An 18,648-nucleotide genomic window follows, 5' to 3' on the forward strand; every position below is an offset into this window, starting at 1 on the left:
GGCGAATAGCGCGCTATTTAACGAATCTGATCGAATGAAATTGGCCGAAAGCCCGGGTTTCGCAGTCGATCAGCGTTAGGTCCGGCAGGCTCCTGGCACAGTCGATGCTGGGCGTCGGCGGTTTCAGCGGGTAGCCTAGTCGGCATCACGACCAACCGAGGAGCCGAGCGTGAGCGAGCTGCGTGTGACCCTGGTGCAGTGTGACCTGCGCTGGGAGGATCCGGCGGAGAACTGCCGCCGACTGGAAGAGACGTTGGGTGAGCTGGGCGGCGAGCAGACCGACCTGATCGTGCTGCCGGAGATGTTCGCCACCGGCTTCACCATGAACTCCCGGGAGATGGCCGAGCCCATGGCCGAGAGCCGCACCCTGGCCTGGCTGACGGCGCAGGCCCGGCAACGGGGCTGTGTGATGACCGGCAGCGTGGCCATCGTCGAGGGCGGCGAGTACTACAACCGCCTGCTCTGGGTGACCCCCGAGGGCGAGGTCACCCACTACGACAAGCGCCACCTCTTTCGCATGGCCGGCGAGCACGAGCGCTATGGCATGGGCGATGAGCGGGTGATCGTCGAGCTCAAGGGCTTCCGGCTGCTGCTCAGCGTCTGCTATGACCTGCGCTTCCCGGTCTGGCTGCGTCAGCAGCCCACCGAAAGCGTGCACTTCGAGTATGACGCCCTGCTCTGCGTGGCCAACTGGCCGGCGCCGCGGCGCCACCCCTGGCGTACCCTGCTCCAGGCCCGGGCCATCGAGAACCTTTGCTACGTGATCGGCGTCAACCGGGTCGGCGAGGATGCCAAGGGGCTGGCCTATGCGGGCGACTCCCTGCTGGTCGACTTCAAGGGCGAGGCACTGATCGACCGCCCCCGAGACGAGGCCTTTATCGCCACCGGCACCCTCTCTCGGGAGGCGCTGCGCGAGTTTCGCGACAAGTTTCCCGCCTGGCAGGACGCCGACGACTTCACCCTCTCCCTGGAGGCGCCCCGCTGATGCGTCTGGACCGTTTTCTCGGCGAGACCACCGAGCTGACCCGCAGCCTGGCCAAGCGTGCCCTCAAGCGCGGCGAGGTCACCGTCAATGGCGAGGTGGTGCGCAGTGCCGCCATCCAAGTGGGGGAGGGGGACAGGGTCAGCTGGCTGGGCCAGCCCCTGGCCCTGGTGGGGCTGCGCTATGTGATGCTCAACAAGCCCGCCGGGGTGGAGTGCAGTGCCCGGCGCGGCCTCTACCCGCTGGTCTCGGAGTTGATCGAGCTACCCCAGGCGGAGCGGCTGCAGGCAGTGGGGCGCCTGGACGTGGACACCACCGGCCTGGTGCTGCTCAGCGACGATGGCCAGTGGCAGCACCGGGTGACGTCCCCGGCCCGGCGCTGCGGCAAGGTCTACCGGGTGAGCCTGGCCGAAGCGCTGGAAGGCGAGGCCCTGGCGGCGGTGGTCGAGCGCTTCGCCGAGGGCCTCCTGCTCGATGGCGAGGAGAAGCCCACCCGGCCCGCCGAGCTGCGCATGCGCGAACCCAGGGTCGCCGAGCTGACCCTCTATGAGGGCAAGTACCATCAGGTCAAGCGGATGTTCGCCGCCGTGGGCAACCATGTGGAGGCGCTGCACCGGGAGGCGATCGGCGAGCTGTGTCTGGGCGATCTGGCCCCCGGCGAGTGGCGGGAGCTCAGCGAGGCCGAGATCGCGCTGTTCTGAGGGCGTTCCCTCGATTTATACCGTTATCTTCCCTGGCTCTCGGAGGCAATCGCCGGGCTGCCTCGTGGGCCCGGGCCGTCGGTCTAGCCGGCGGAGCTCGCGGTCGTCGTCGGCTAGGAGGCCGTCGGGTTTGACCGATCGTGACGAGAATCACGGATTTCGAGTCAAATGGTTCGATCGATTGAGGCGAATAGCGAGCTATTTAACGAAATGGATCGAATGACGTTGGCCGAAAGCCCGGGATTCGCCGTAGATCAGCGTTACGTCCGACAGCCTCCTAGCCCGGCGGCTTCCACCAGGGCCCGGGTATAGGCGCTGCGGGGCTGGCTCAGCACCGTCTCGCAGTCGCCGGCCTCTACCAGCTCTCCCTCCTTGAGCACCATCACCCGGTGGGCCATGGCGCGCACTACCGCCAGGTCGTGGCTGATAAAGAGGTAGCTGAGCCCGCGCCTCGCCTGGAGGTCGCGCAGCAGCGTCACCAGCTGCTTCTGCACGGCGCGATCCAGCGCCGAGGTGGGCTCGTCGAGCACCACCAGTTCCGGTTCCAGGATCAGCGCCCGGGCGATGCTGATGCGCTGGCGCTGGCCGCCGGAGAATTCGTGGGGGTAGCGGGCGGCGCAGTCGGCGGGCAGGCCCACCTCGGCCAGGGCCGCGGCGACCCGTTCGGCCACCTCCGCCTCGCCGAGGGCCGGGTGGTGGAAGCGCAGGCCTTCACTGACGATCTCCGCCACCGGCAGCCGCGGCGAGAGCGAGCCATAGGGGTCCTGGAAGACCACCTGGAAGCGCCGCCGCTGGCGGCGCAGGGCATCGCCCCTCAGGCGGTCGAGTCGCTCGCCGGCGAAGTCGATCTCGCCGAAGCTCGCCGTCAGGCGCAGCAGGGCCAGGGCAAGGGTGGTCTTGCCGGAGCCGGACTCGCCGACGATGCCCAGGGTTTCCCCCTGGTTGAGGTGCAGCGACAGCGGCTTGACCGCCTCGAAGGGCGGGGGACGGCGGCTGAAGAGGCGCTTGGGGCGCTGGAAGCTCACCGCCAGGCCCCGGGCCCGCAGCAGAGGCGCGTCGCCGCCGGGGGCGGGGCGTCCCTCCGGCTCGGCGGCCAGCAACGCCCGGGTGTAGTCGCTCTGGGGGGCGGTGAAGACCCGGTCGACCGGCCCCGACTCCTGCTCCCGGCCGCGATAGAGCACGCAGACCCGGTCGGCATGGCGGCGCACCAGGTTGAGGTCATGGGTGATAAACAGCATGGCCATGCCGTGGCGATCGCGCAGCTCCGCCAGCAGCGCCAGGATCTCCTGCTGCACGGTGACGTCGAGGGCCGTGGTGGGCTCATCGGCGATCAACAGTTCCGGCTCGTTGGCGATGGCCATGGCGATCATCACCCGCTGGCGCTGGCCCCCGGAGAGCTGGTGGGGCCAGGCATCGATCAGCCGCTCGGGGTCGGGCAGCCTGACCTGGGCCAGCAGGGCCAGGGTGCGGCGTCGGGCGGCGGCCCCGGAGAGCCCCTGGTGCAGGCGCAGGCTCTCGCCGATCTGGCGGCCGATGCGCTGCAGGGGGTTGAGCGAGGTCATCGGCTCCTGAAAGATCACCCCGACACGGCTGCCGCGCACCCCTTGCCACTGGCGGGGGGAGAGGCGAGCCAGGTCGGTGTCGCCGAGTCGGCGCTCGCCCTCGATTCGGGCGCTGTCGGGCAGCAGGCCCAGGGCGCCGAGGGCCGACACCGACTTGCCGGAGCCGGATTCCCCCACCAGGGCCAGGGTCTCGCCCCGTCCCACGCTAAGGCTCAGGTGCTCCACCACCGGCTGGCCGTCGAAGCGGATACTCAGGTCGTCGAGGCGAAGGACGGCATCAGGCATGGTCGGCGCTCCGGGGCGTGTGGCGGGGATCGAAGGCGTCGCGCAGTCCCTCGCCGATGAAGACCAGCAGGGAGAGCATCAGCGACAGGCTGACGAAGGCGGTGATGCCGAGCCAGGGCGCCTGGAGGTTGTTCTTGCCCTGGGCCACCAGCTCGCCCAGCGACGGCGAGCCCGGCGGCAGGCCGAAGCCGAGGAAGTCCAGGGCGGTGAGGGTGGTAATGGCGCCGGTGAACAGGAAGGGCACGAAGGTCAGGGTGGCGACCATGGCGTTGGGCAGCACATGGCGCCACATCACCAGCCGCGAGGGCAGGCCCAGGGCCTTGGCGGCGCGCACGTACTCCAGGTTGCGGGCGCGCAGGAACTCGGCGCGCACCACGTCGACGATGCCTAGCCAGGAGAACAGCAGCATGATGCCCAGCAGCCACCAGATATTGGGCTGCACCAGGCTGGCCAGGATGATCAGCAGGAAGAGCATCGGCAGCCCCGACCAGATCTCGGTGAGGCGCTGACCGAAGAGGTCCACCTTGCCACCGAAGTAGCCCTGGATGCCGCCGATCAGCACCCCCAGCACCAGGGAGCCGGCGGTGAGCACCAGGGCGAAGGCCACCGAGAGGCGAAAGCCGTAGATCACCCGGGCCAGGACGTCGCGGCCCTGGTCGTCGGTGCCCAGCCAGTGACGGCCGTCCGGCGGCGCCGGTGAGGGGCGGCGCATCTGCATGTCCAGGGTCTGGTAAGAGAAGGGAATCGGTGGCCACAGCGCCCAGCCATGGTCGTCGATCTGCGCCTGGATAAAGGGGTCGTGGTAGTCGGTGCCGGTGGGCAGGAAGCCGCCGAACTCGGTCTCCGGGTAGTCCACCAGCAGCGGCACATACCACTGGCCGTCATAGCGCATCACCAGGGGCTTGTCGTTGGCGATCAGCTCCGCGGCCAGGCTGACCAGGAAGAGCCCGGTGAAGAGCCACAGGGAGAACCAGGCGCGCCGGTTGCCGCGGAACACCACCAGTCGGCGGCGGGCGATGGGGGAGAGGTCGAACAGGGCCATCGGCTCAGGACTCCCTTGTCTCGAAGTCGATGCGCGGGTCCACCCACACATAGGTGAGGTCGGAGATCAGCTTGAGGATCAGGCCGATCAGGGTATAGAGGAAGAGGGTGCCGAAGATCACCGGGTAGTCGCGCTGCATCACCGCCTCGAAGCCGAGCAGCCCCAGTCCCTCCAGGGAGAAGATCACCTCGATCAAGAGTGACCCGGTGAAGAAGATCCCCACCAGGGCCGCCGGCAGGCCGGCGATGATGATCAGCATGGCGTTGCGGAACACATGGCCGTAGAGCACCTGGCGGTCGCTGGCCCCCTTGGCCCGGGCGGTCAGCACGTACTGCTTGTGGATCTCGTCGAGGAAGCTGTTCTTGGTGAGCATGGTCAGGGTGGCGAAGCTGCCGATGGTCAGGGCGGTGACCGGCAGCGCCAGGTGCCAGAAGTAGTCCACCACCTTGCCCCAGGCGGAGAGCTGATCGAAGTCCGGGGAGGTCAGCCCGCGCAGCGGGAAGAGGTCCCAGTAGCTGCCGCCGGCGAAGAGCACGATCAGCAGGATGGCGAACAGGAAGCCGGGGATGGCGTAGCCGATGATCACCAGCGACGAGCTCCAGATATCGAAGCGCGAGCCGTGGCGCAGGGCCTTGCGGATGCCCAGCGGAATCGAGATCAGATAGACCAGCAGGGTCGACCAGAGGCCGAGGGAGATCGACACCGGCAGCCGCTCGATGATCAGCTCCACCACCGGGCGGTCGCGGAAGAAACTGTCGCCGAAATCGAAGCGGGCGTAGTCGCCGACCAGCTGGAAGAAGCGCTCGTGGGCGGGGCGGTCGAAGCCGAACTGGGCCTCCAGCTGCTCGATGAACTGGGGGTCGATGCCCCGGGAGCCCCGGGACTCGTCCCGGGTGACGATCTCGGCGCCACCCATGTCGAGGCGGGTGCTGGCGCCGGCATCCAGCCCTTCGAAGCGCGCCATCAGCTGATCGATGGGGCCGCCCGGGGCGGCCTGCACGATCACGAAGTTGAGCAGCAGGATGCCCAGCAGGGTGGGAATCATCAGCAGCAGGCGACGCAGGACGTAACTGGCCATGGGGGCTCCTTAGCGGCCACGCTGGCGGCGGGTGATCTCGGCGGACTTTTCCGGGTCGACCCACCAGGCGGCGAAGTCGTTGCCGTAGCGGGGGAAGGGGTCGGGGTGGCCGAACTTGTCCCATAGCGCCAAGCGGGTCTCGCCGGAGTGGTAGTGGGGGATCACCGCGAAGCTCAGGCGCAGCACCCGATCCAGGGCCCGGGTATAGGCGATCAGTGCCTCGCGGCTCTCGGCGCGGATCAGTCCCTCCACCAGGGCGTCCACCGCCGGGTCGGCCAGCCCCATCAGGTTGCGGGCCAGGGGAATCTCCGCCGCCTCGCTGGTCCAGTAGCTGCGCTGCTCGTTGCCCGGGTTGTTGGACTGGGGGAACTGGGCGGTGACCATGTCGAAGTCGAAGCTGCGCAGCCGGTTGAGGTACTGGTTGACGTCGACGATGCGGATGCTGGTCTCCACCCCCAGGCGCGCCATATTGCGCAGCATCGGCTGGGCGACCCGCTCCATGCCGGTATCGAAGAGCAGCATCTCCAGGCGCAGCGGCTCGCCGCTCTCGCCATGCACCAGGCGCCGGTCGCGATAGACATAGCCCGCCTCCAGCAGGAGGTCATGGGCCCGGCGCAGCCGCTCGCGCAGCGCCTCGGGCTCGGCCAGCGGCATCGGCTCGCTGAAGACCCGCGGATCCAGGTGCTCGCGCAGCGGCTCCAGCAGGACCAGCTCCGCCGCGGAGGGCAGGCCGTCGGCGGCCAGCTCCGAGTTCTGGAAGGCGCTCTGGGTGCGTGCATAGCTGTCGTAGAAGAGGTTGGCGTTGAGCCAGGGGAAGTCGAAGGTGAGCGACAGGGCCTCGCGCACCCGCGGATCCTGGAAGCGCGCCTGGCGCAGGTTGAAGACATAGCCCTGGAGGGTGGCCGGGGTGCCGTCGGGGATGGTCAGGCGGCGCACCGAGCCGTCCCGGTAGGCGGGGAAGTCGTAGCCGGTGGCCCAGGTGGCGGCCCGGGCGTCGATGCGCAGGTCCAGGAGCCCCGCCTTGAAGGCCTCCATGGCGATGTCCCGGTCGCGGAAGTAGTCGTAGACCAGGCGATCGATATTGTGGCGACCGCGATTGACCGGGAGATCCGCCCCCCAGTACGCCTCGACCCGCTCATAGACGATGCGCCGCCCGGGATCGACCCGGGCGATGCGGTAGGGGCCGGAACCCGGGTGGGGGGCCAGGTCGGGGCGGGTGAAGTCGCGCTGCTCCCAGTAATGCTGGGGGAGGATGGGCAGCTCGCCGATGATCAGCGGCAGCTCCCGGGAGGCGTTCTCCACGAAGGTGAAGCGTACCCGATGGGTGTCGAGCACCTCGACGCCGCTCACCTCGGCGTAGTAGCTGCGGTAGCTGGGCGTGCCTTCCTCCATCAGCAGGGTGAAGCTGAAGGCCACGTCCTCGGCGGTGATCGGCTCGCCGTCGTGAAAGCGCGCCTCGGGGCGCAACTGGTACTCGATCCAGCGTCGCTCCGGGTCGAGGGTCAGGCTTTCGGCAATCAGGCCATAGACGCTGAAGGGCTCGTCCGGGTTGGCGGTGGTCAGGCTGTCGTAGGTCTGGCCGAGGCCCGCCGCCGGGGTGCCGCGCAGGATAAAGGGGTTGGTGGAGTCGAAGCTGTCGCCCACGGCGGCGCGGGTCAGGCTGCCGCCCCGGGGGGCGTTCGGGTTCACATAACCGAAGTGCGAGAAGTCCGCCGGCAGCGCCGGCTCCCCATAGAGGGCCAGGCCGTGCGCCGCAGTGGGGCGCGGCTCCTGGGCCGCCAGGGCCGAGGCAAGCGTAAGACACAGCAGGCCGAGCAAGCCGGCGCGCAGCGTGGATATCCCTAACATGATGACTCCCGAAAATGCGACCGGGGCTAGTCTACCCGGAAGCGCGGCTCGGGGTCAGGGGGAAGGGTTAACGAAACCCCACACGGGTCGGGGGGCTGGTCGCAAAAAAGCCCCGGCGAAATCGCCGGGGCTTTGGGGAGGCGCTTAGCTACGCGAGTGGTGCCCTCGCGCAGGCGCTTAGCTGCGGTTGGCGGCCAGCTGCCGGGCCGGGACCCGCAGGGTCTGGCCGATCTGCAGGGTATCGCCGTTCAGGCCATTGCGGCTGCGCAGGGTCGAGACCGAGGTGGCATAGCGGGCGGCGATGGCGGAGAGGCTGTCGCCGCTGCGCACCACGTACTGCTGCCAGCCGCCGCTGCCGGCCAGGGCCGGTTCGCTGGGGGCCGGGCGAGTGAGTCGCGCCACCAGGCGCTCGGCGTTGTCGCTGGGGACCAGCAGCACCGGGCTATAGGCGGGATTGAGGCTGCCGTTGAGGACCCCGGGATTGAGGGCCGCCAGGGTCTCCTGGCTGACGCCGGCCAGGCGCGCGGCCTCGTTCAGTGCCAGGGGGCGCTCGACTTCGACCTTGGCGAAGGCCGGGGCATCGTCGATCTCCGGCAGGGCGACATGATAGCGCTCCGGATCATCGATGATGGCGGCGATGGCCAGCAGCTTGGGCACGTAGTTCATGGTCTCGTTGGGCAGGCGCAGTTGCCAGTAGTCGCTGCTGGCCCCGGCGTTGCGGCGGGCGCGATTGACCGTGCCGGCGCCGGCGTTGTAGGCGGCCAACGAGAGGAAGAGGTCGCCGGCGTACCACTGCTCGGCCTGCTGCTCGATATAGTCCAGGGCGGCCCGGGTCGAGGCGACCACGTCCAGACGGCCGTCATACTGGCGGTTGCGGCGCAGCCCCAGGGAGTCGCCGGTGCGCGGCATGAACTGCCACAGCCCGCGGGCCCCGCGATGGCTGCGGGCGCTGGGGTCGAAGGAGCTCTCGACGAAGGGGATCAGGGCGATCTCCGCGGGCAGGTCGCGATCCTGGAGCTGGTCGAGGATCCAGCTCAGCCAGGGGCGGGCTCGTTCGGTGATCTCCTCGATATTGTGGGGACTGGCACTGTAGTGGGTGATCCACTCCTGGACCCGGGGGTGGTCGATATGCTCCTGCCAGGCCAATTGGCTACGCAGGCGTTCCCAGGCATCGCTGGGCTGCGGCTGCAGGGCCAGGGCGTCCCAGAAGTGGCGGCCGTCCAGGGAGCGACTTTGGGTCTCTTCCGGCGCGGCCGACTGGCGCTTGGTCTGTTGGGTCTGGGCGCCGGCGGCGGCCAGCGATAGGCAGAGTAGGGTGGCCGCCAGGCCGAAGGCCAGGCGACGGTTGGTACGGTAGGTCATCTAGGCGTGTCCTCGTGGGCGCGAAGATAGGGCGTCCATGGGCATCGTCAGAAGCGATCCTTCCAGGATCGCAGGGTGGTAAAGGTCGTCAGTGCATCGCTCGCTTCGCCTTGTGCCGCCGCCTGGCGCTGCACGGCCGGGTCGGCGGCGCGCAGGAAGGGGTTGATGCGCAGTTCCTGTTCCAGGGTGCTGGGCAGGGTGGGGCGATCCAGGTCCCGGGCCTGCCGGCACTGGGCCAGGTAGGCCTCCAGGGCGGCATTGTCGGGGTCGGCGGCCTTGGCGAAACGCAGATTCGCCAGGGTGTACTCGTGGGCGGCGAAGACCAGGGTCTCGGCGGGCAGGGCCGCGAGCCGGGAGAGCGAGTCGAACATCTGCTCGGCGCTGCCCTCGAAGAGCCGGCCGCAGCCTCCCGAGAAGAGGGTGTCGCCGCAGAACAGCAACGGCGGTACGCCGGGAGTAAAGAAGGCGATATGATCCAGGGTGTGGCCGGGAACCGCCATGACCTCGAAGCGGCGGCCCAGCACCCGGCACTCGTCGCCCTCGCCGAGGGGGGCGTCGATGCCCTGGATTCGCGGGTTGTGCGGACCATAGACCCGCGGCGCATAGCGCTGGGTCAGCTCCGCCAGGCCGCCGGTATGATCGGGGTGGTGATGGGTGATCAGGACGGCATCGAGGCTCAGGCCATCCCGCTCCAGGGCCTCGATCACCGGTGCGGCATCGCCGGGATCGACCACGGCGGCGCGGGAGGTCGAATCTTCCCGCAAAAGCCAGATATAGTTGTCGTTAAAGGCAGGAATCGGTGTCACGCTCAACATGGCATCGCCTTGCTCGCAGAAGCTGGGGGCGCCCAGGCAGGGGCTGGTCGCGCCGGTCAGGGTCACGGTCGGTATCGACGTCGGGCGTCGAGAGGCCAGTCCGCTCTCCTGTCGATGGCCCATGGTGCTTAAGTCAGGCGCTTAACGTCAGGGATCTGGCCCGCAAAATCGCACACTTTGGAGGCTTCGCCGCGCCGTGTCAAATTCGCATAAGACGATCTCATTGCCGGAACGGGTGCGCGAAGGGCGCCGTTTCTGGGCCTCGAAGCCCGGCGCCGCCCTGTGGCGGGCCGAGCGGGCCTGCCTCGGACCGGTCTGCGATGCGCTGCATGGGACCCATAGCCTGGAATTGAGCATGGCCCCCTCGCTCATCGATATGTGCCCGGTGCGCCACGCCATGCGCTGGGCGCCGACCCGGGAGCTGGCCGAGGGGCCCGCGACCCTGGTGTGCCAGCCGGATCGCCTGCCGCTGCCGGATGGCTGCCTGCAGCTGGTGGTCATCCACCACCTGCTGGAGGTGGTGGCGGACCCTCACCACCTGCTTCAGGAGGCGGCCCGGGTGACCGCCGATGGGGGGCGCCTGGTACTGATCGGCTGGTTGCCCCTGGGCCCGGCGGGGCTGACCCGGTTATGGTCCCGGCGTCGCCAGCGCCGACCCTGGGATGGCGCCTGGCGGGGCCCGGGGCGCCTCAGGGATTGGCTGACATTTGTCGACTTCGAGACCGAACGGATAGACTATTGCGGCTTTCATCTGCCGGGGGCCGCCCCCCGTAACGGTGGCCTGGAGGCCCTGGGGCGTCGGCATAATGTGCCCTTGGGCGACAGCTTCATGATCCGTGCCAGGCGACGCGCCATGCCGGCCCAGGTGCAGCGCCCACGCTTCAGCCTGGATGCGGCCCTGGGTGGCCACTCCCTGGGCTCGGCTACCCGGCTGACCCGTCAAACCCGCAGCGACAGGAAGATCGAGGTTGACTGATTCCCCCCAGGCGCATCCCGCCGTCACCATCTATACCGACGGCGCCTGCCGCGGCAACCCGGGCCCCGGTGGCTGGGGTGCCGTGCTCAAGAGCGGTCCCCACGAGAAGACCCTCAACGGCTTCGAGGCCGAGACCACCAATAACCGCATGGAGCTGATGGCCGCCATCATGGCCCTGCGTGAACTCAAGCGTCCCTGCCGGGTCGAGCTGTGGACCGACTCCCAGTACCTGCGCAAGGGGATCACCGAGTGGATCCATGGCTGGCGCAAGCGCGGCTGGAAGACCGCCGCCAAGCAGCCGGTGAAGAATGCCGAGCTGTGGCGCGCGCTGCTGGCCGAGAGCGAGCGCCACGAGGTGGCCTGGCACTGGGTCAAGGGCCATAGCGGCCACCCCGGTAACGAGCAGGCCGATAGCCTGGCCAACGAAGCCATCGATGCGGCCCAGGCCGTCCACCAGGGAGACTGAGCATGCGCCAGATCGTATTGGATACCGAGACCACCGGCATCGATCCCAAGGAAGGCCACCGGCTGATCGAGATCGGCTGCGTGGAGATGATCAACCGCCGCTTCACCGGGCGCACCTACCACCAGTACATCAACCCGGAACGGGAGATCGAGGCGGAGGCCATCGAGGTCCACGGCATCACCAACGAGCGGGTCGCCAATGAGCCGCGTTTCGCCGAGGTGGCCGATGCCTTCTGGGAGTTCATTCGCGGCGCCGAGTTGGTGATCCATAACGCCGCCTTCGACGTGGGCTTTATCGACCACGAGTTTGGCCGGCTCAATCAGCAGCGGGGCGAGCCGCGCCTGGGGCCGGTGGCCGAGCATTGCGGCATCCTCGATACCCTCTTGATGGCTCGGGAGAAGCACCCGGGGCAGCGCAATAACCTGGATGCCCTGTGCAAGCGTTACGAGATCGACAACGGTCGCCGGGTCCTTCACGGCGCCCTGCTGGACGCGGAGATCCTCGCCGAGGTCTATCTGGCCATGACCGGGGGCCAGACCGCCCTGATCCTCGACGCCAGTGGCGAGGAGGACGGGGAGAGTGCCCAGGCGGGAAGCACGGGAGGCATCCGGCGTCTCTCGGCTCAGCGGCCACGGCTGTCGGTGGTGCCGCCTAGCGAGGCGGAGCTGGCCGCCCACCAGGCCAAGCTGGCGGCGATTCGCCAGACCGCCGGGGAGTGCGTCTGGGATCGTCTGGAGGGCGGCGATGTTTCGTCGTGATCGCCCCCAGGGCGTAAGCGAGGGGCACCTGGTGCGCCTGGCCCGGGGGCGGATCGCCCCCGGAGACGACGAGGGCATCCTGCAGTCGCCGGCTCCCTGGCCGGAGGACGCCATTCCACTCGGCTACTGGCGGGAGGAACCGGTGGCCCTGGTGCTGGAGGGCGACGCGGAGGATGCCTGGCCGGATGGTCGCGGCTGGCTGGCGCGCCTGCCGGAATCCCATTTCGGCCTGCTCTCCACTGCCCTGCAGGTGGGGCACTGGTACCGGGATCATCGCTACTGCGGGCGCTGTGGCCACGTGGCCCAGCCCCTGGAGCACGAGTTTGCCATGGCCTGCCCAGGCTGTGGGCATCGCAACTATCCGCGCATCTCGCCGTGCATCATCACCCTGGTGACCCATGGCGACGAACTGTTGTTGGCGCGCAGCCCACGCTTTCCGCCGGGACGCTACTCGACCCTGGCGGGCTTTATCGAGGCGGGGGAGTCGGCGGAGGAGGCAGTGCGCCGAGAGATCTTCGAGGAGGTGGGGCTTGCCGTGGGGCGGGTCGACTACTTCAAGAGCCAGGCCTGGCCCTTCCCCCATGCCCTGATGCTGGCGTTCTTCGCCGAGGCGGCCAGCCGACGGATCCGCATCGATGGGGAGGAGATCGTCGATGCGGCCTGGTTCACGCCGCGGCACCTGCCGCAGCTGCCGCCCCTCTACTCGATTTCTCGGGCGCTGATCGAGACCCATCTCAAGGCGGTGGGCGGGCGGTAGGTCGGATACGCCGCAGGCGCCTTCGACATTCGAGGGGGCCGGTCAGGCGCGCCCCCTCGGAGGGACGGTGGGGGCGGGTCTTGGGGTTCAGCCCTTGGGAAAGAGGCTGGTCAGGCGGGTGGCCAGCATCACATTGCCCGTCGCCTTGAGCTTACCGGTCATAAAGGCGGTCATACCGTTGATCTCGCCGCTCATCACCCCCTTGAGGGTGTCGGTGGAGAGGCTCAGGGTGACGGAGGGGTCGTCATGCTCCCCTTGCTGGATATCGAGGGCGCCATCCTTGACCGCCAGGTAGTAGTTGTCGGTGTCGCTGAAGTTGAACTGGAAGACGTCGTCCATGCCCTGGGCGGCGCTGGCATCGAAACGGGACTGCAGCTTGTCGATAAGGGGGTTGCTCATGGGAAATCCTGTCAGGGTCGTGGAGAGTAGCGAATCGAGCATATTTAAAACATTTGTTTGAATCAAGCGCAATCGGCAATGCCATCCGCCAAGCAGGGGAGTCCCTCCGTCAGGGGGCTCGGGAGCAAGCAAGGAGAGTCAGGTGATCGAGTGGTTGAGTGAGCTGGGTACCTTCGCGGTACAGGTGGCCCTGTTGGGTCTGGTGGTGGTCATCGCGATCGCCCTGTTGTCGCGACTGCGGGAGGGCGGGACGGAGCGTACCCGGCTGCGGATCGAGGCGCTCAACGACCGCGGCCGGCGGCGGCGGCGCCTGCTGCAGCTGGCGTCCAGTGCTCCGGGGGAACGCAAGGGCTTGCTCAAGCGCTTCCGCCGGGACGACAAGCATCAGCGCAAGGCGCAGGAGGCGCCCCGGCAGCGTTGCTGGGTGCTCGACTTTCATGGCGACCTCAAGGCCTCCCGCACCCCGCGCTTCGCCGAGGAAATCTCGGCGCTCCTGGACGTGGCCGAGCCCGAGGATGAGGTGGTGATCCGCCTGGAGAGTGCCGGTGGCCTGGTGCACGCCTATGGCCTGGCGGCGGCCCAGATTGACCGTCTGCGGGAGGCGGGGCTGACCACCCGGGTCTGCGTCGACAAGGTGGCGGCCAGCGGCGGTTACCTGATGGCCTGTTGTGCGACACAGATTCAGGCGGCGCCCTTCGCGGTGCTGGGGTCCATCGGCGTGGTGGCCCAGGTGCCCAATGTGCATCGTCTGCTCAAGCGCCATGACGTGGACGTGGAGGTGCTCACTGCCGGGCGCTACAAGCGCACCCTGACGGTGCTCGGCGAGAATAGCGAGGAGGGCCGAGAAAAGTTTCTCGAGGACCTGGAGCATACCCATGAGCTGTTCAAGGGGTTCGTCGCCGAGCGTCGACCGGCGCTGGATATCGAGGCGGTGGCCACCGGCGAGATCTGGTATGGGCGGGATGCCTTGAAGCAGGGGCTGATCGATGAGCTGGGGACCAGCGAAGCCTATCTGCTGCGTCGCCAGGAGACCGCACGGGTCTTCAGCGTACGCCTGGAGGAGCACAAGCGCCTGGGTGATCGCCTGGGGATGGCCGTCTCCCGGGGCGTGGAGCGAGGGATCGAGCGCACCCTGGAGGCCCTCGATGCCAGCCGTTGGCTAAAACGCTAGGCGTTATGCCTTATTCCAGATAGAGCTCGGCCAGGGTCGCGACGATGCGCCTGGCCTGCTCTCCCTGCAACGAATAGTAGATGGTCTGGGAGGCGCGTCGGGTGGTAACCATGCCTTCCCGGCGCAGGATGGCCAGGTGCTGGGAGAGGGCCGATTGACTCAGGCTCAGCTTGGCATTGAGTTCCGACACCGAGAGTTCCACCCCATCCAGCAGGCAGAGGATGCGCAGGCGATTTTCGTTGGCCATGGCCTTGAGCAGCGCCGTGGCGGCCTCCAGGGTGGGGTCGCCGGCGGCCAGCAGCCGGGCGGCGGGTTGGGATGTGCTCATGGCGGTCTCCGGAAGACTCCTGGGCGCCGTGGGCGCCCGATGATGTTGGGTCCGCGCAGCCTTTGCCCTGTGCACGCGGGCGAATCGAGCTGGCGGCGCGGCCTGCTTCCTGCGATTCCTTGTCAGTTTCTCATTTAGTTATCCCTCAATACTGATTTAGTGGATCAGCGAGGAACTCGCCAGCGCTTTGTCACCAATAAGTTAACGTTGAGTCAATGAGTGTGACGCCTCGATAGGCGCGGGTCGTCGTTGTAGACAATGATGGCATGATTATCCGATGGTCTCAGAGAAAATCGCGTGAGATTGGCTAAAGTGTCAACAATTCGCCGCGATGCCAATCGCCGCTTCTCACTCCTCCTTTTGTGATGAGACTTGCCATGAGTCACTACGCTTCCAGCTACCGTCATGCCATCGAGCAGCCCGAGGCCTTCTGGGCCGAGCAGGCCAAGCGCCTTCCCTGGTTTACGCCGCCCGCGACGATTCTCGAGTACGACGATCAGGGCCATGCTCGCTGGTTTGGCGATGGCGAGATGAATACCTGCCATGCCGCCCTGGATCATCAGGTGGCTCAGGGGCGGGGCGATCAGCCGGCGGTGCTGTGGGATTCGCCGGTCACCGGCCAGAAGCGCCGCCTGAGCTATCGCGAGATGCGCGACGAGGTGGCCCGCTTCGCCGGTGCCCTGGCCGGGCTCGGTGTCACCAAGGGCGATCGGGTGGTGATCTATATGCCCATGGTGCCGGAGGCCCTGGTGGCCATGTACGCCTGCGCTCGCCTCGGGGCGGTGCACTCGGTGGTGTTCGGTGGCTTCGCTCCCCACGAGCTGGCGGTGCGTATCGACGATGCCGAGCCCAAGGTGGTGGTGGCAGCCTCCTGCGGGATCGAGGTGGATCGCGTCATCGCCTACAAGCCGATCCTCGACGAGGCGCTGAGCCTGAGCCGGCACCGGCCGGAGGCCTGCGTGGTGCTGCAGCGCGATCAGGCCAGGGCGGCGCTGCATGAGCGGGACCATGACTGGCAGGCACTGATGGCCGAGGCAGAGCCGGCGGAGTGTGTGCCGGTCAAGGCCACCGATCCGCTCTATATCCTCTATACCTCCGGCACCACCGGCAAGCCCAAGGGGGTGGTGCGGGATCACGGCGGCCATGCGGTGGCCCTGCACTACTCCATGGAGGCGATCTACGGGATGCAGCCCGGCGAGGTGTTCTTCTCCGCCTCCGACGTGGGCTGGGTGGTGGGCCACTCCTATATCGTCTATGCGCCGCTACTGAGCGGCTGTACCACCCTGGTCTACGAGGGCAAGCCGGTGCGCACCCCGGACGCGGGGGCCTTCTGGCGGCTGATCGAGGAGTACGACGTCAAGGTCTTCTTCACCGCGCCCACCGCCTTCCGTGCCATCAAGAAGGAGGACCCGGAGGGGCGGCTGCTGGAGCGCCACGATATTTCCGGGTTGCGCGCCCTCTTCCTGGCCGGGGAGCGCCTCGACCCGCCCACCTTCCACTGGCTCGACGACTTGGTGCCGGTGCCGGTGATCGACCACTGGTGGCAGACCGAGACCGGCTGGCCGATCGCCGCCAACCCCCTGGGCCTCGAGGCGGTGCCCACCAAGGCGGGCTCCGCGACCTTCCCGGTGCCGGGCTTCAATGTCCAGATCCTCGATCGCGACGGCGAGGTGGCCCCGGCCAACACCCAGGGCAGCGTGGTGATCCGCCAGCCGCTGCCGCCGGGTTGCCTGAGCGGCATCTGGCGCGATCCCCAGCGCTTCCACGCCGCCTATATGGCGGCCTTCCCGGGCTGTTATCTCACCGGCGACGGCGGCTATTTCGACGAGGAAGGCTACCTCTTCATCATGGGGCGCACCGACGACGTCATCAATGTGGCGGGGCACCGCCTCTCCACCGGCGAGATGGAGGAGGTGCTGGGCAGCCATCCGGCGGTGGCCGAGTGTGCGGTAATCGGTATCCAGGATGCCCTCAAGGGGCAGCTGCCGGTGGGCCTGGTGATTACCAAGGATGGTTTCGACGGCGACGAGGCGGCCCTCGAGGCGGAGCTGGTGGCGCGGGTGCGCCAGACCATCGGGGCCATCGCCTGCCTCAAGGAGGTGCTGGTGGTGCCGCGGCTGCCCAAGACCCGCTCCGGGAAGATCCTGCGTAAGCTGTTGAGGACCATCGCCGATGGCGAGGCGTATGGCATCCCCTCCACCATCGATGATCCGGCGAGCCTGCAGGAGGTGCATGAGCAGATGAGGGCGCGGGACCTGGGCCAATCGAGCCAGGCGCGGCCGGCGGATTAATACGACAAGGTGAGATAACCTGGCCCCGGGCCGGCGAGTGCCGGCCCGGGGCTTGGCGTGTCTGGGCGTCGGGTCAGGCCGGGCGGCGGCGCAGGGCCAGCAGGGCAATGGCCAGCCCCAGCAGGGCCAGGCAGGCGATCAGCCCCCAGAGGGCGCTGCCGGTCAGGCCGACCGCCAGGTAGCCGGCCAGGCTGGCCAGGGCGCCCAGACCCGCATAGGGCAGCTGGGTGATGACGTGATCGATATGGTGGCAGGCCGCACCGGTGGAGGAGAGGATGGTGGTATCGGAGATCGGCGAGCAGTGGTCGCCGAACACCGCCCCGGCCAGGACCGCGCCGAGCATCGGCAGCAGCATGGCTAGCTCGGTGGCCGCTGCCAGGTCGCCGGCGATCGGCAGCAGGATGCCGAAGGTGCCCCAACTGGTACCGGTGGCGAAGGCCATGATGCCGCCCAGCAGGAACAGCAGGATCGGTAGCCAGTGGGGCGCCAGGACGCCTTCCACCAGGCCGGCCAGGTAGGCGCCGGTGCCCAGCTCGCCGATGATGCCGGTGAGCAGCCAGGCGAGCACCAGGATCTGGATGGCCGGCCACATGGTACCGAGGCCCAGCCACAGGGTGCGCGGCAGGTTGGCGCGCACCGCCGGGCGTGGCCAGAGCAGGGCCAGGGTGGTGGCCAGGCCCAGCAGGCCGCCGACCAGCAGCGACAGCGCCACCTCGGTCTGCTCGAAGGCGCCCAGCAGGGTGAAGGGCAGGCCCTCGGCGGCCAGGTTGCGGGCACCGGTCATCAGCAGGGCGGCCAGGGTGGCCGTGACCAGCACGCCGATGGGCACCAGCAGGTCCCGGGGGCGGCCGCCCTCGTGTTCATCCACCGTCGGATTGCCCGGAGGCGTGCCGCGGCGGCTGTCGTAGACCCGGCCCTCGCGGGCATTGGCCTCATGGCGACGCATGGCGCCGAGATTGAGGTCGAGGGTGGCGGTGGCCAGCACCAGCAGCAGGGCGGCGATGGCGTAGAAGTTGAGCATCGACACCTGGATGAAGGCGCCGAGCGCGCTGGTGCCGGTAATGGCGTGGGCGGCGAGGATGCCGCCGATCAGGCTGATCAGGTAGGCCCCCCAACTGGAGAGCGGCATCAGCACACAGACCGGCGCCGCCGTTGAGTCGATCAGGTAGGCCAGCTTGGCCCGGGAGACCCCCTGGCGGTCGGTGACCGGGCGGCTGACATTACCCACCGCCAGGCTGTTGAAGTAGTCGTCGATAAAGATCACCGCCCCCAGGACGACCGTCATCAACTGGGCATCGCGGCGGGTGGCGATGCGCTGCCGGGCCCATTCGCCGAAGGCGCGGGTGCCGCCGCTCAGGGTCACCAGCGCGACCATGGCGCCCAGCAGCAGCAGGAAGCCGAGGATCGACAGGTTCCAGGCCTCCGGGCTGCCCAGGCCGCGCTCCCCCGCGTCGGGCAGGGCCCAGAACAGTGCCAGCAGGCGCGACGCCAGGTCGCCCAGCGTCGCCAGGGGACTGCCGGCATTGAGCAGCAGGGCCCCCACCAGGATCCCCAGCCCCAGGGAGAGCAGGACGCGCCGAGTCAGGATGGCCAGGCCGATGGCAACCAGGGGCGGCAGGAGTGACAGGGCGGAATCGGCGGCGGTCATGAGGGCCTCGGCTGGGTGAATTTGGCCGCGCATTATGCCCCACGCCGGCACCCCGAAAAAGTCACGCCAAGGCAAGTCTGGTGAAAAATCCTGTCAGATGTCCCAATTATGGAATTCTTTTAAGAAAAACACCGAATAATGCCAAGGTCTTGCCATTGTTGGCTGGTTATGAAGAATGG

17 protein-coding genes are annotated in these 18,648 nt (G+C 68.2%); 8 read left to right on the forward strand and 9 right to left on the reverse strand.

The genetic code is table 11. The features are described from left to right. Positions 1–169 precede the first annotated feature (169 nt). Both IHD13_RS02700 and IHD13_RS02705 read left to right on the forward strand, forming a co-directional pair. The gene (locus IHD13_RS02700; RefSeq protein WP_195859500.1) at positions 170–985 is read left to right on the forward strand and encodes an amidohydrolase; all 816 of its coding nucleotides are present in this window, start codon (positions 170–172) and stop codon (positions 983–985) included. Beyond that, positions 985–1,683, forward strand: coding sequence for a pseudouridine synthase (locus IHD13_RS02705; protein WP_195859501.1), 699 nt, complete (start codon positions 985–987; stop codon positions 1,681–1,683). The genes IHD13_RS02700 and IHD13_RS02705 overlap by 1 nt, the downstream gene beginning before the upstream one ends. A gap of 260 nt (positions 1,684–1,943) precedes the next feature. Here IHD13_RS02705 and IHD13_RS02710 read toward each other — a convergent pair whose 3' ends face one another. From IHD13_RS02710 to gloB, 6 genes are all read right to left on the reverse strand, one after another. Beyond that, positions 1,944–3,530 carry an ABC transporter ATP-binding protein gene (locus IHD13_RS02710; protein ID WP_195859502.1) on the reverse strand — a complete coding sequence of 529 codons (1,587 nt, stop codon included), beginning with the start codon at positions 3,528–3,530 and terminating at the stop codon, positions 1,944–1,946. Then, the gene (locus IHD13_RS02715) at positions 3,523–4,572 is read right to left on the reverse strand and encodes an ABC transporter permease (RefSeq protein WP_195859503.1); all 1,050 of its coding nucleotides are present in this window, start codon (positions 4,570–4,572) and stop codon (positions 3,523–3,525) included. Before IHD13_RS02715 ends, IHD13_RS02710 begins: the two co-directional genes overlap by 8 nt. Before the next feature lie 4 nt (positions 4,573–4,576). Continuing rightward, positions 4,577–5,650, reverse strand: coding sequence for a microcin C ABC transporter permease YejB (locus IHD13_RS02720; RefSeq protein ID WP_195859504.1), 1,074 nt, complete (start codon positions 5,648–5,650; stop codon positions 4,577–4,579). 9 nt (positions 5,651–5,659) lie between these two features. After that, complete coding sequence (locus IHD13_RS02725) at positions 5,660–7,498, reverse strand: extracellular solute-binding protein (protein ID WP_195859505.1); 1,839 nt, start codon at positions 7,496–7,498, stop codon at positions 5,660–5,662. Positions 7,499–7,675: 177 nt separating this feature from the next. Then, entirely contained in the window at positions 7,676–8,860 is a 1,185-nt protein-coding gene (locus tag IHD13_RS02730; protein ID WP_195859506.1) for a transglycosylase SLT domain-containing protein, read from the reverse strand. 47 nt (positions 8,861–8,907) lie between these two features. Continuing rightward, positions 8,908–9,675, reverse strand: a complete 768-nt coding sequence (gloB, locus tag IHD13_RS02735) for a hydroxyacylglutathione hydrolase (protein ID WP_195859594.1) — start codon at positions 9,673–9,675, stop codon at positions 8,908–8,910. Positions 9,676–10,030: 355 nt separating this feature from the next. On the opposite strand from gloB, the gene IHD13_RS02740 reads away from it, so the two are divergent. Genes IHD13_RS02740 through nudC form a run of 4 tightly spaced genes read left to right on the forward strand, consistent with a single transcriptional unit; the run spans position 10,031 to position 12,632 of the window. After that, the gene (locus tag IHD13_RS02740) at positions 10,031–10,651 is read left to right on the forward strand and encodes a class I SAM-dependent methyltransferase (protein ID WP_230086103.1); all 621 of its coding nucleotides are present in this window, start codon (positions 10,031–10,033) and stop codon (positions 10,649–10,651) included. Then, a complete protein-coding gene (gene rnhA / locus IHD13_RS02745; RefSeq protein ID WP_195859508.1) occupies positions 10,644–11,117 on the forward strand; it encodes a ribonuclease HI in 474 nt (157 codons plus the stop codon). Before IHD13_RS02740 ends, rnhA begins: the two co-directional genes overlap by 8 nt. A gap of 2 nt (positions 11,118–11,119) precedes the next feature. Then, entirely contained in the window at positions 11,120–11,875 is a 756-nt protein-coding gene (gene dnaQ, locus IHD13_RS02750; RefSeq protein ID WP_195859509.1) for a DNA polymerase III subunit epsilon, read from the forward strand. Then, on the forward strand, positions 11,862–12,632 hold the full coding sequence (gene nudC / locus IHD13_RS02755) for an NAD(+) diphosphatase (RefSeq protein WP_195859510.1): 771 nt from the start codon (positions 11,862–11,864) through the stop codon (positions 12,630–12,632). Before dnaQ ends, nudC begins: the two co-directional genes overlap by 14 nt. An 87-nt stretch (positions 12,633–12,719) precedes the next feature. Here nudC and IHD13_RS02760 read toward each other — a convergent pair whose 3' ends face one another. Beyond that, entirely contained in the window at positions 12,720–13,031 is a 312-nt protein-coding gene (locus IHD13_RS02760) for an SCP2 sterol-binding domain-containing protein (RefSeq protein ID WP_195859511.1), read from the reverse strand. Between the two features lie 142 nt (positions 13,032–13,173). Here IHD13_RS02760 and sohB point away from each other — a divergent pair, with 142 nt between their 5' ends. Beyond that, positions 13,174–14,202 carry a protease SohB gene (sohB, locus tag IHD13_RS02765; RefSeq protein ID WP_195859512.1) on the forward strand — a complete coding sequence of 343 codons (1,029 nt, stop codon included), beginning with the start codon at positions 13,174–13,176 and terminating at the stop codon, positions 14,200–14,202. Positions 14,203–14,212: 10 nt separating this feature from the next. Here sohB and IHD13_RS02770 read toward each other — a convergent pair whose 3' ends face one another. Then, on the reverse strand, positions 14,213–14,530 hold the full coding sequence (locus IHD13_RS02770) for an ArsR/SmtB family transcription factor (protein ID WP_195859513.1): 318 nt from the start codon (positions 14,528–14,530) through the stop codon (positions 14,213–14,215). 377 nt (positions 14,531–14,907) lie between these two features. Here IHD13_RS02770 and IHD13_RS02775 point away from each other — a divergent pair, with 377 nt between their 5' ends. After that, entirely contained in the window at positions 14,908–16,821 is a 1,914-nt protein-coding gene (locus IHD13_RS02775) for a propionyl-CoA synthetase (RefSeq protein WP_195859514.1), read from the forward strand. A gap of 73 nt (positions 16,822–16,894) precedes the next feature. Here the strand turns inward: IHD13_RS02775 and IHD13_RS02780 are convergent, their stop codons facing one another. After that, positions 16,895–18,469, reverse strand: coding sequence for a Na+/H+ antiporter NhaC family protein (locus IHD13_RS02780; protein WP_195859515.1), 1,575 nt, complete (start codon positions 18,467–18,469; stop codon positions 16,895–16,897). Between the last annotated feature and the right edge of the window lie 179 nt (positions 18,470–18,648).

Origin of the sequence: Halomonas sp. 328 (assembly GCF_015645095.1) — a bacterium.
In the GTDB taxonomy this organism is placed as follows: Bacteria; Pseudomonadota; Gammaproteobacteria; order Pseudomonadales; family Halomonadaceae; genus Bisbaumannia.

Excerpts from the sequence above, each read along its gene's own strand:
- IHD13_RS02705 (WP_195859501.1), top strand. The coding sequence starts at position 985 with ATGCGTCTGGACCGTTTTCTCGGCGAGACCACCGAGCTGACCCGCAGC.
- IHD13_RS02710 (WP_195859502.1), bottom strand. The coding sequence starts at position 3,530 with ATGCCTGATGCCGTCCTTCGCCTCGACGACCTGAGTATCCGCTTCGAC.
- IHD13_RS02715 (WP_195859503.1), bottom strand. The coding sequence starts at position 4,572 with ATGGCCCTGTTCGACCTCTCCCCCATCGCCCGCCGCCGACTGGTGGTG.
- IHD13_RS02720 (WP_195859504.1), bottom strand. The coding sequence starts at position 5,650 with ATGGCCAGTTACGTCCTGCGTCGCCTGCTGCTGATGATTCCCACCCTG.
- IHD13_RS02725 (WP_195859505.1), bottom strand. The coding sequence starts at position 7,498 with ATGTTAGGGATATCCACGCTGCGCGCCGGCTTGCTCGGCCTGCTGTGT.
- IHD13_RS02730 (WP_195859506.1), bottom strand. The coding sequence starts at position 8,860 with ATGACCTACCGTACCAACCGTCGCCTGGCCTTCGGCCTGGCGGCCACC.
- gloB (WP_195859594.1), bottom strand. The coding sequence starts at position 9,675 with ATGTTGAGCGTGACACCGATTCCTGCCTTTAACGACAACTATATCTGG.
- IHD13_RS02740 (WP_230086103.1), top strand. The coding sequence starts at position 10,031 with ATGGCCCCCTCGCTCATCGATATGTGCCCGGTGCGCCACGCCATGCGC.
- dnaQ (WP_195859509.1), top strand. The coding sequence starts at position 11,120 with ATGCGCCAGATCGTATTGGATACCGAGACCACCGGCATCGATCCCAAG.
- nudC (WP_195859510.1), top strand. The coding sequence starts at position 11,862 with ATGTTTCGTCGTGATCGCCCCCAGGGCGTAAGCGAGGGGCACCTGGTG.
- IHD13_RS02760 (WP_195859511.1), bottom strand. The coding sequence starts at position 13,031 with ATGAGCAACCCCCTTATCGACAAGCTGCAGTCCCGTTTCGATGCCAGC.
- IHD13_RS02770 (WP_195859513.1), bottom strand. The coding sequence starts at position 14,530 with ATGAGCACATCCCAACCCGCCGCCCGGCTGCTGGCCGCCGGCGACCCC.
- IHD13_RS02775 (WP_195859514.1), top strand. The coding sequence starts at position 14,908 with ATGAGTCACTACGCTTCCAGCTACCGTCATGCCATCGAGCAGCCCGAG.
- IHD13_RS02780 (WP_195859515.1), bottom strand. The coding sequence starts at position 18,469 with ATGACCGCCGCCGATTCCGCCCTGTCACTCCTGCCGCCCCTGGTTGCC.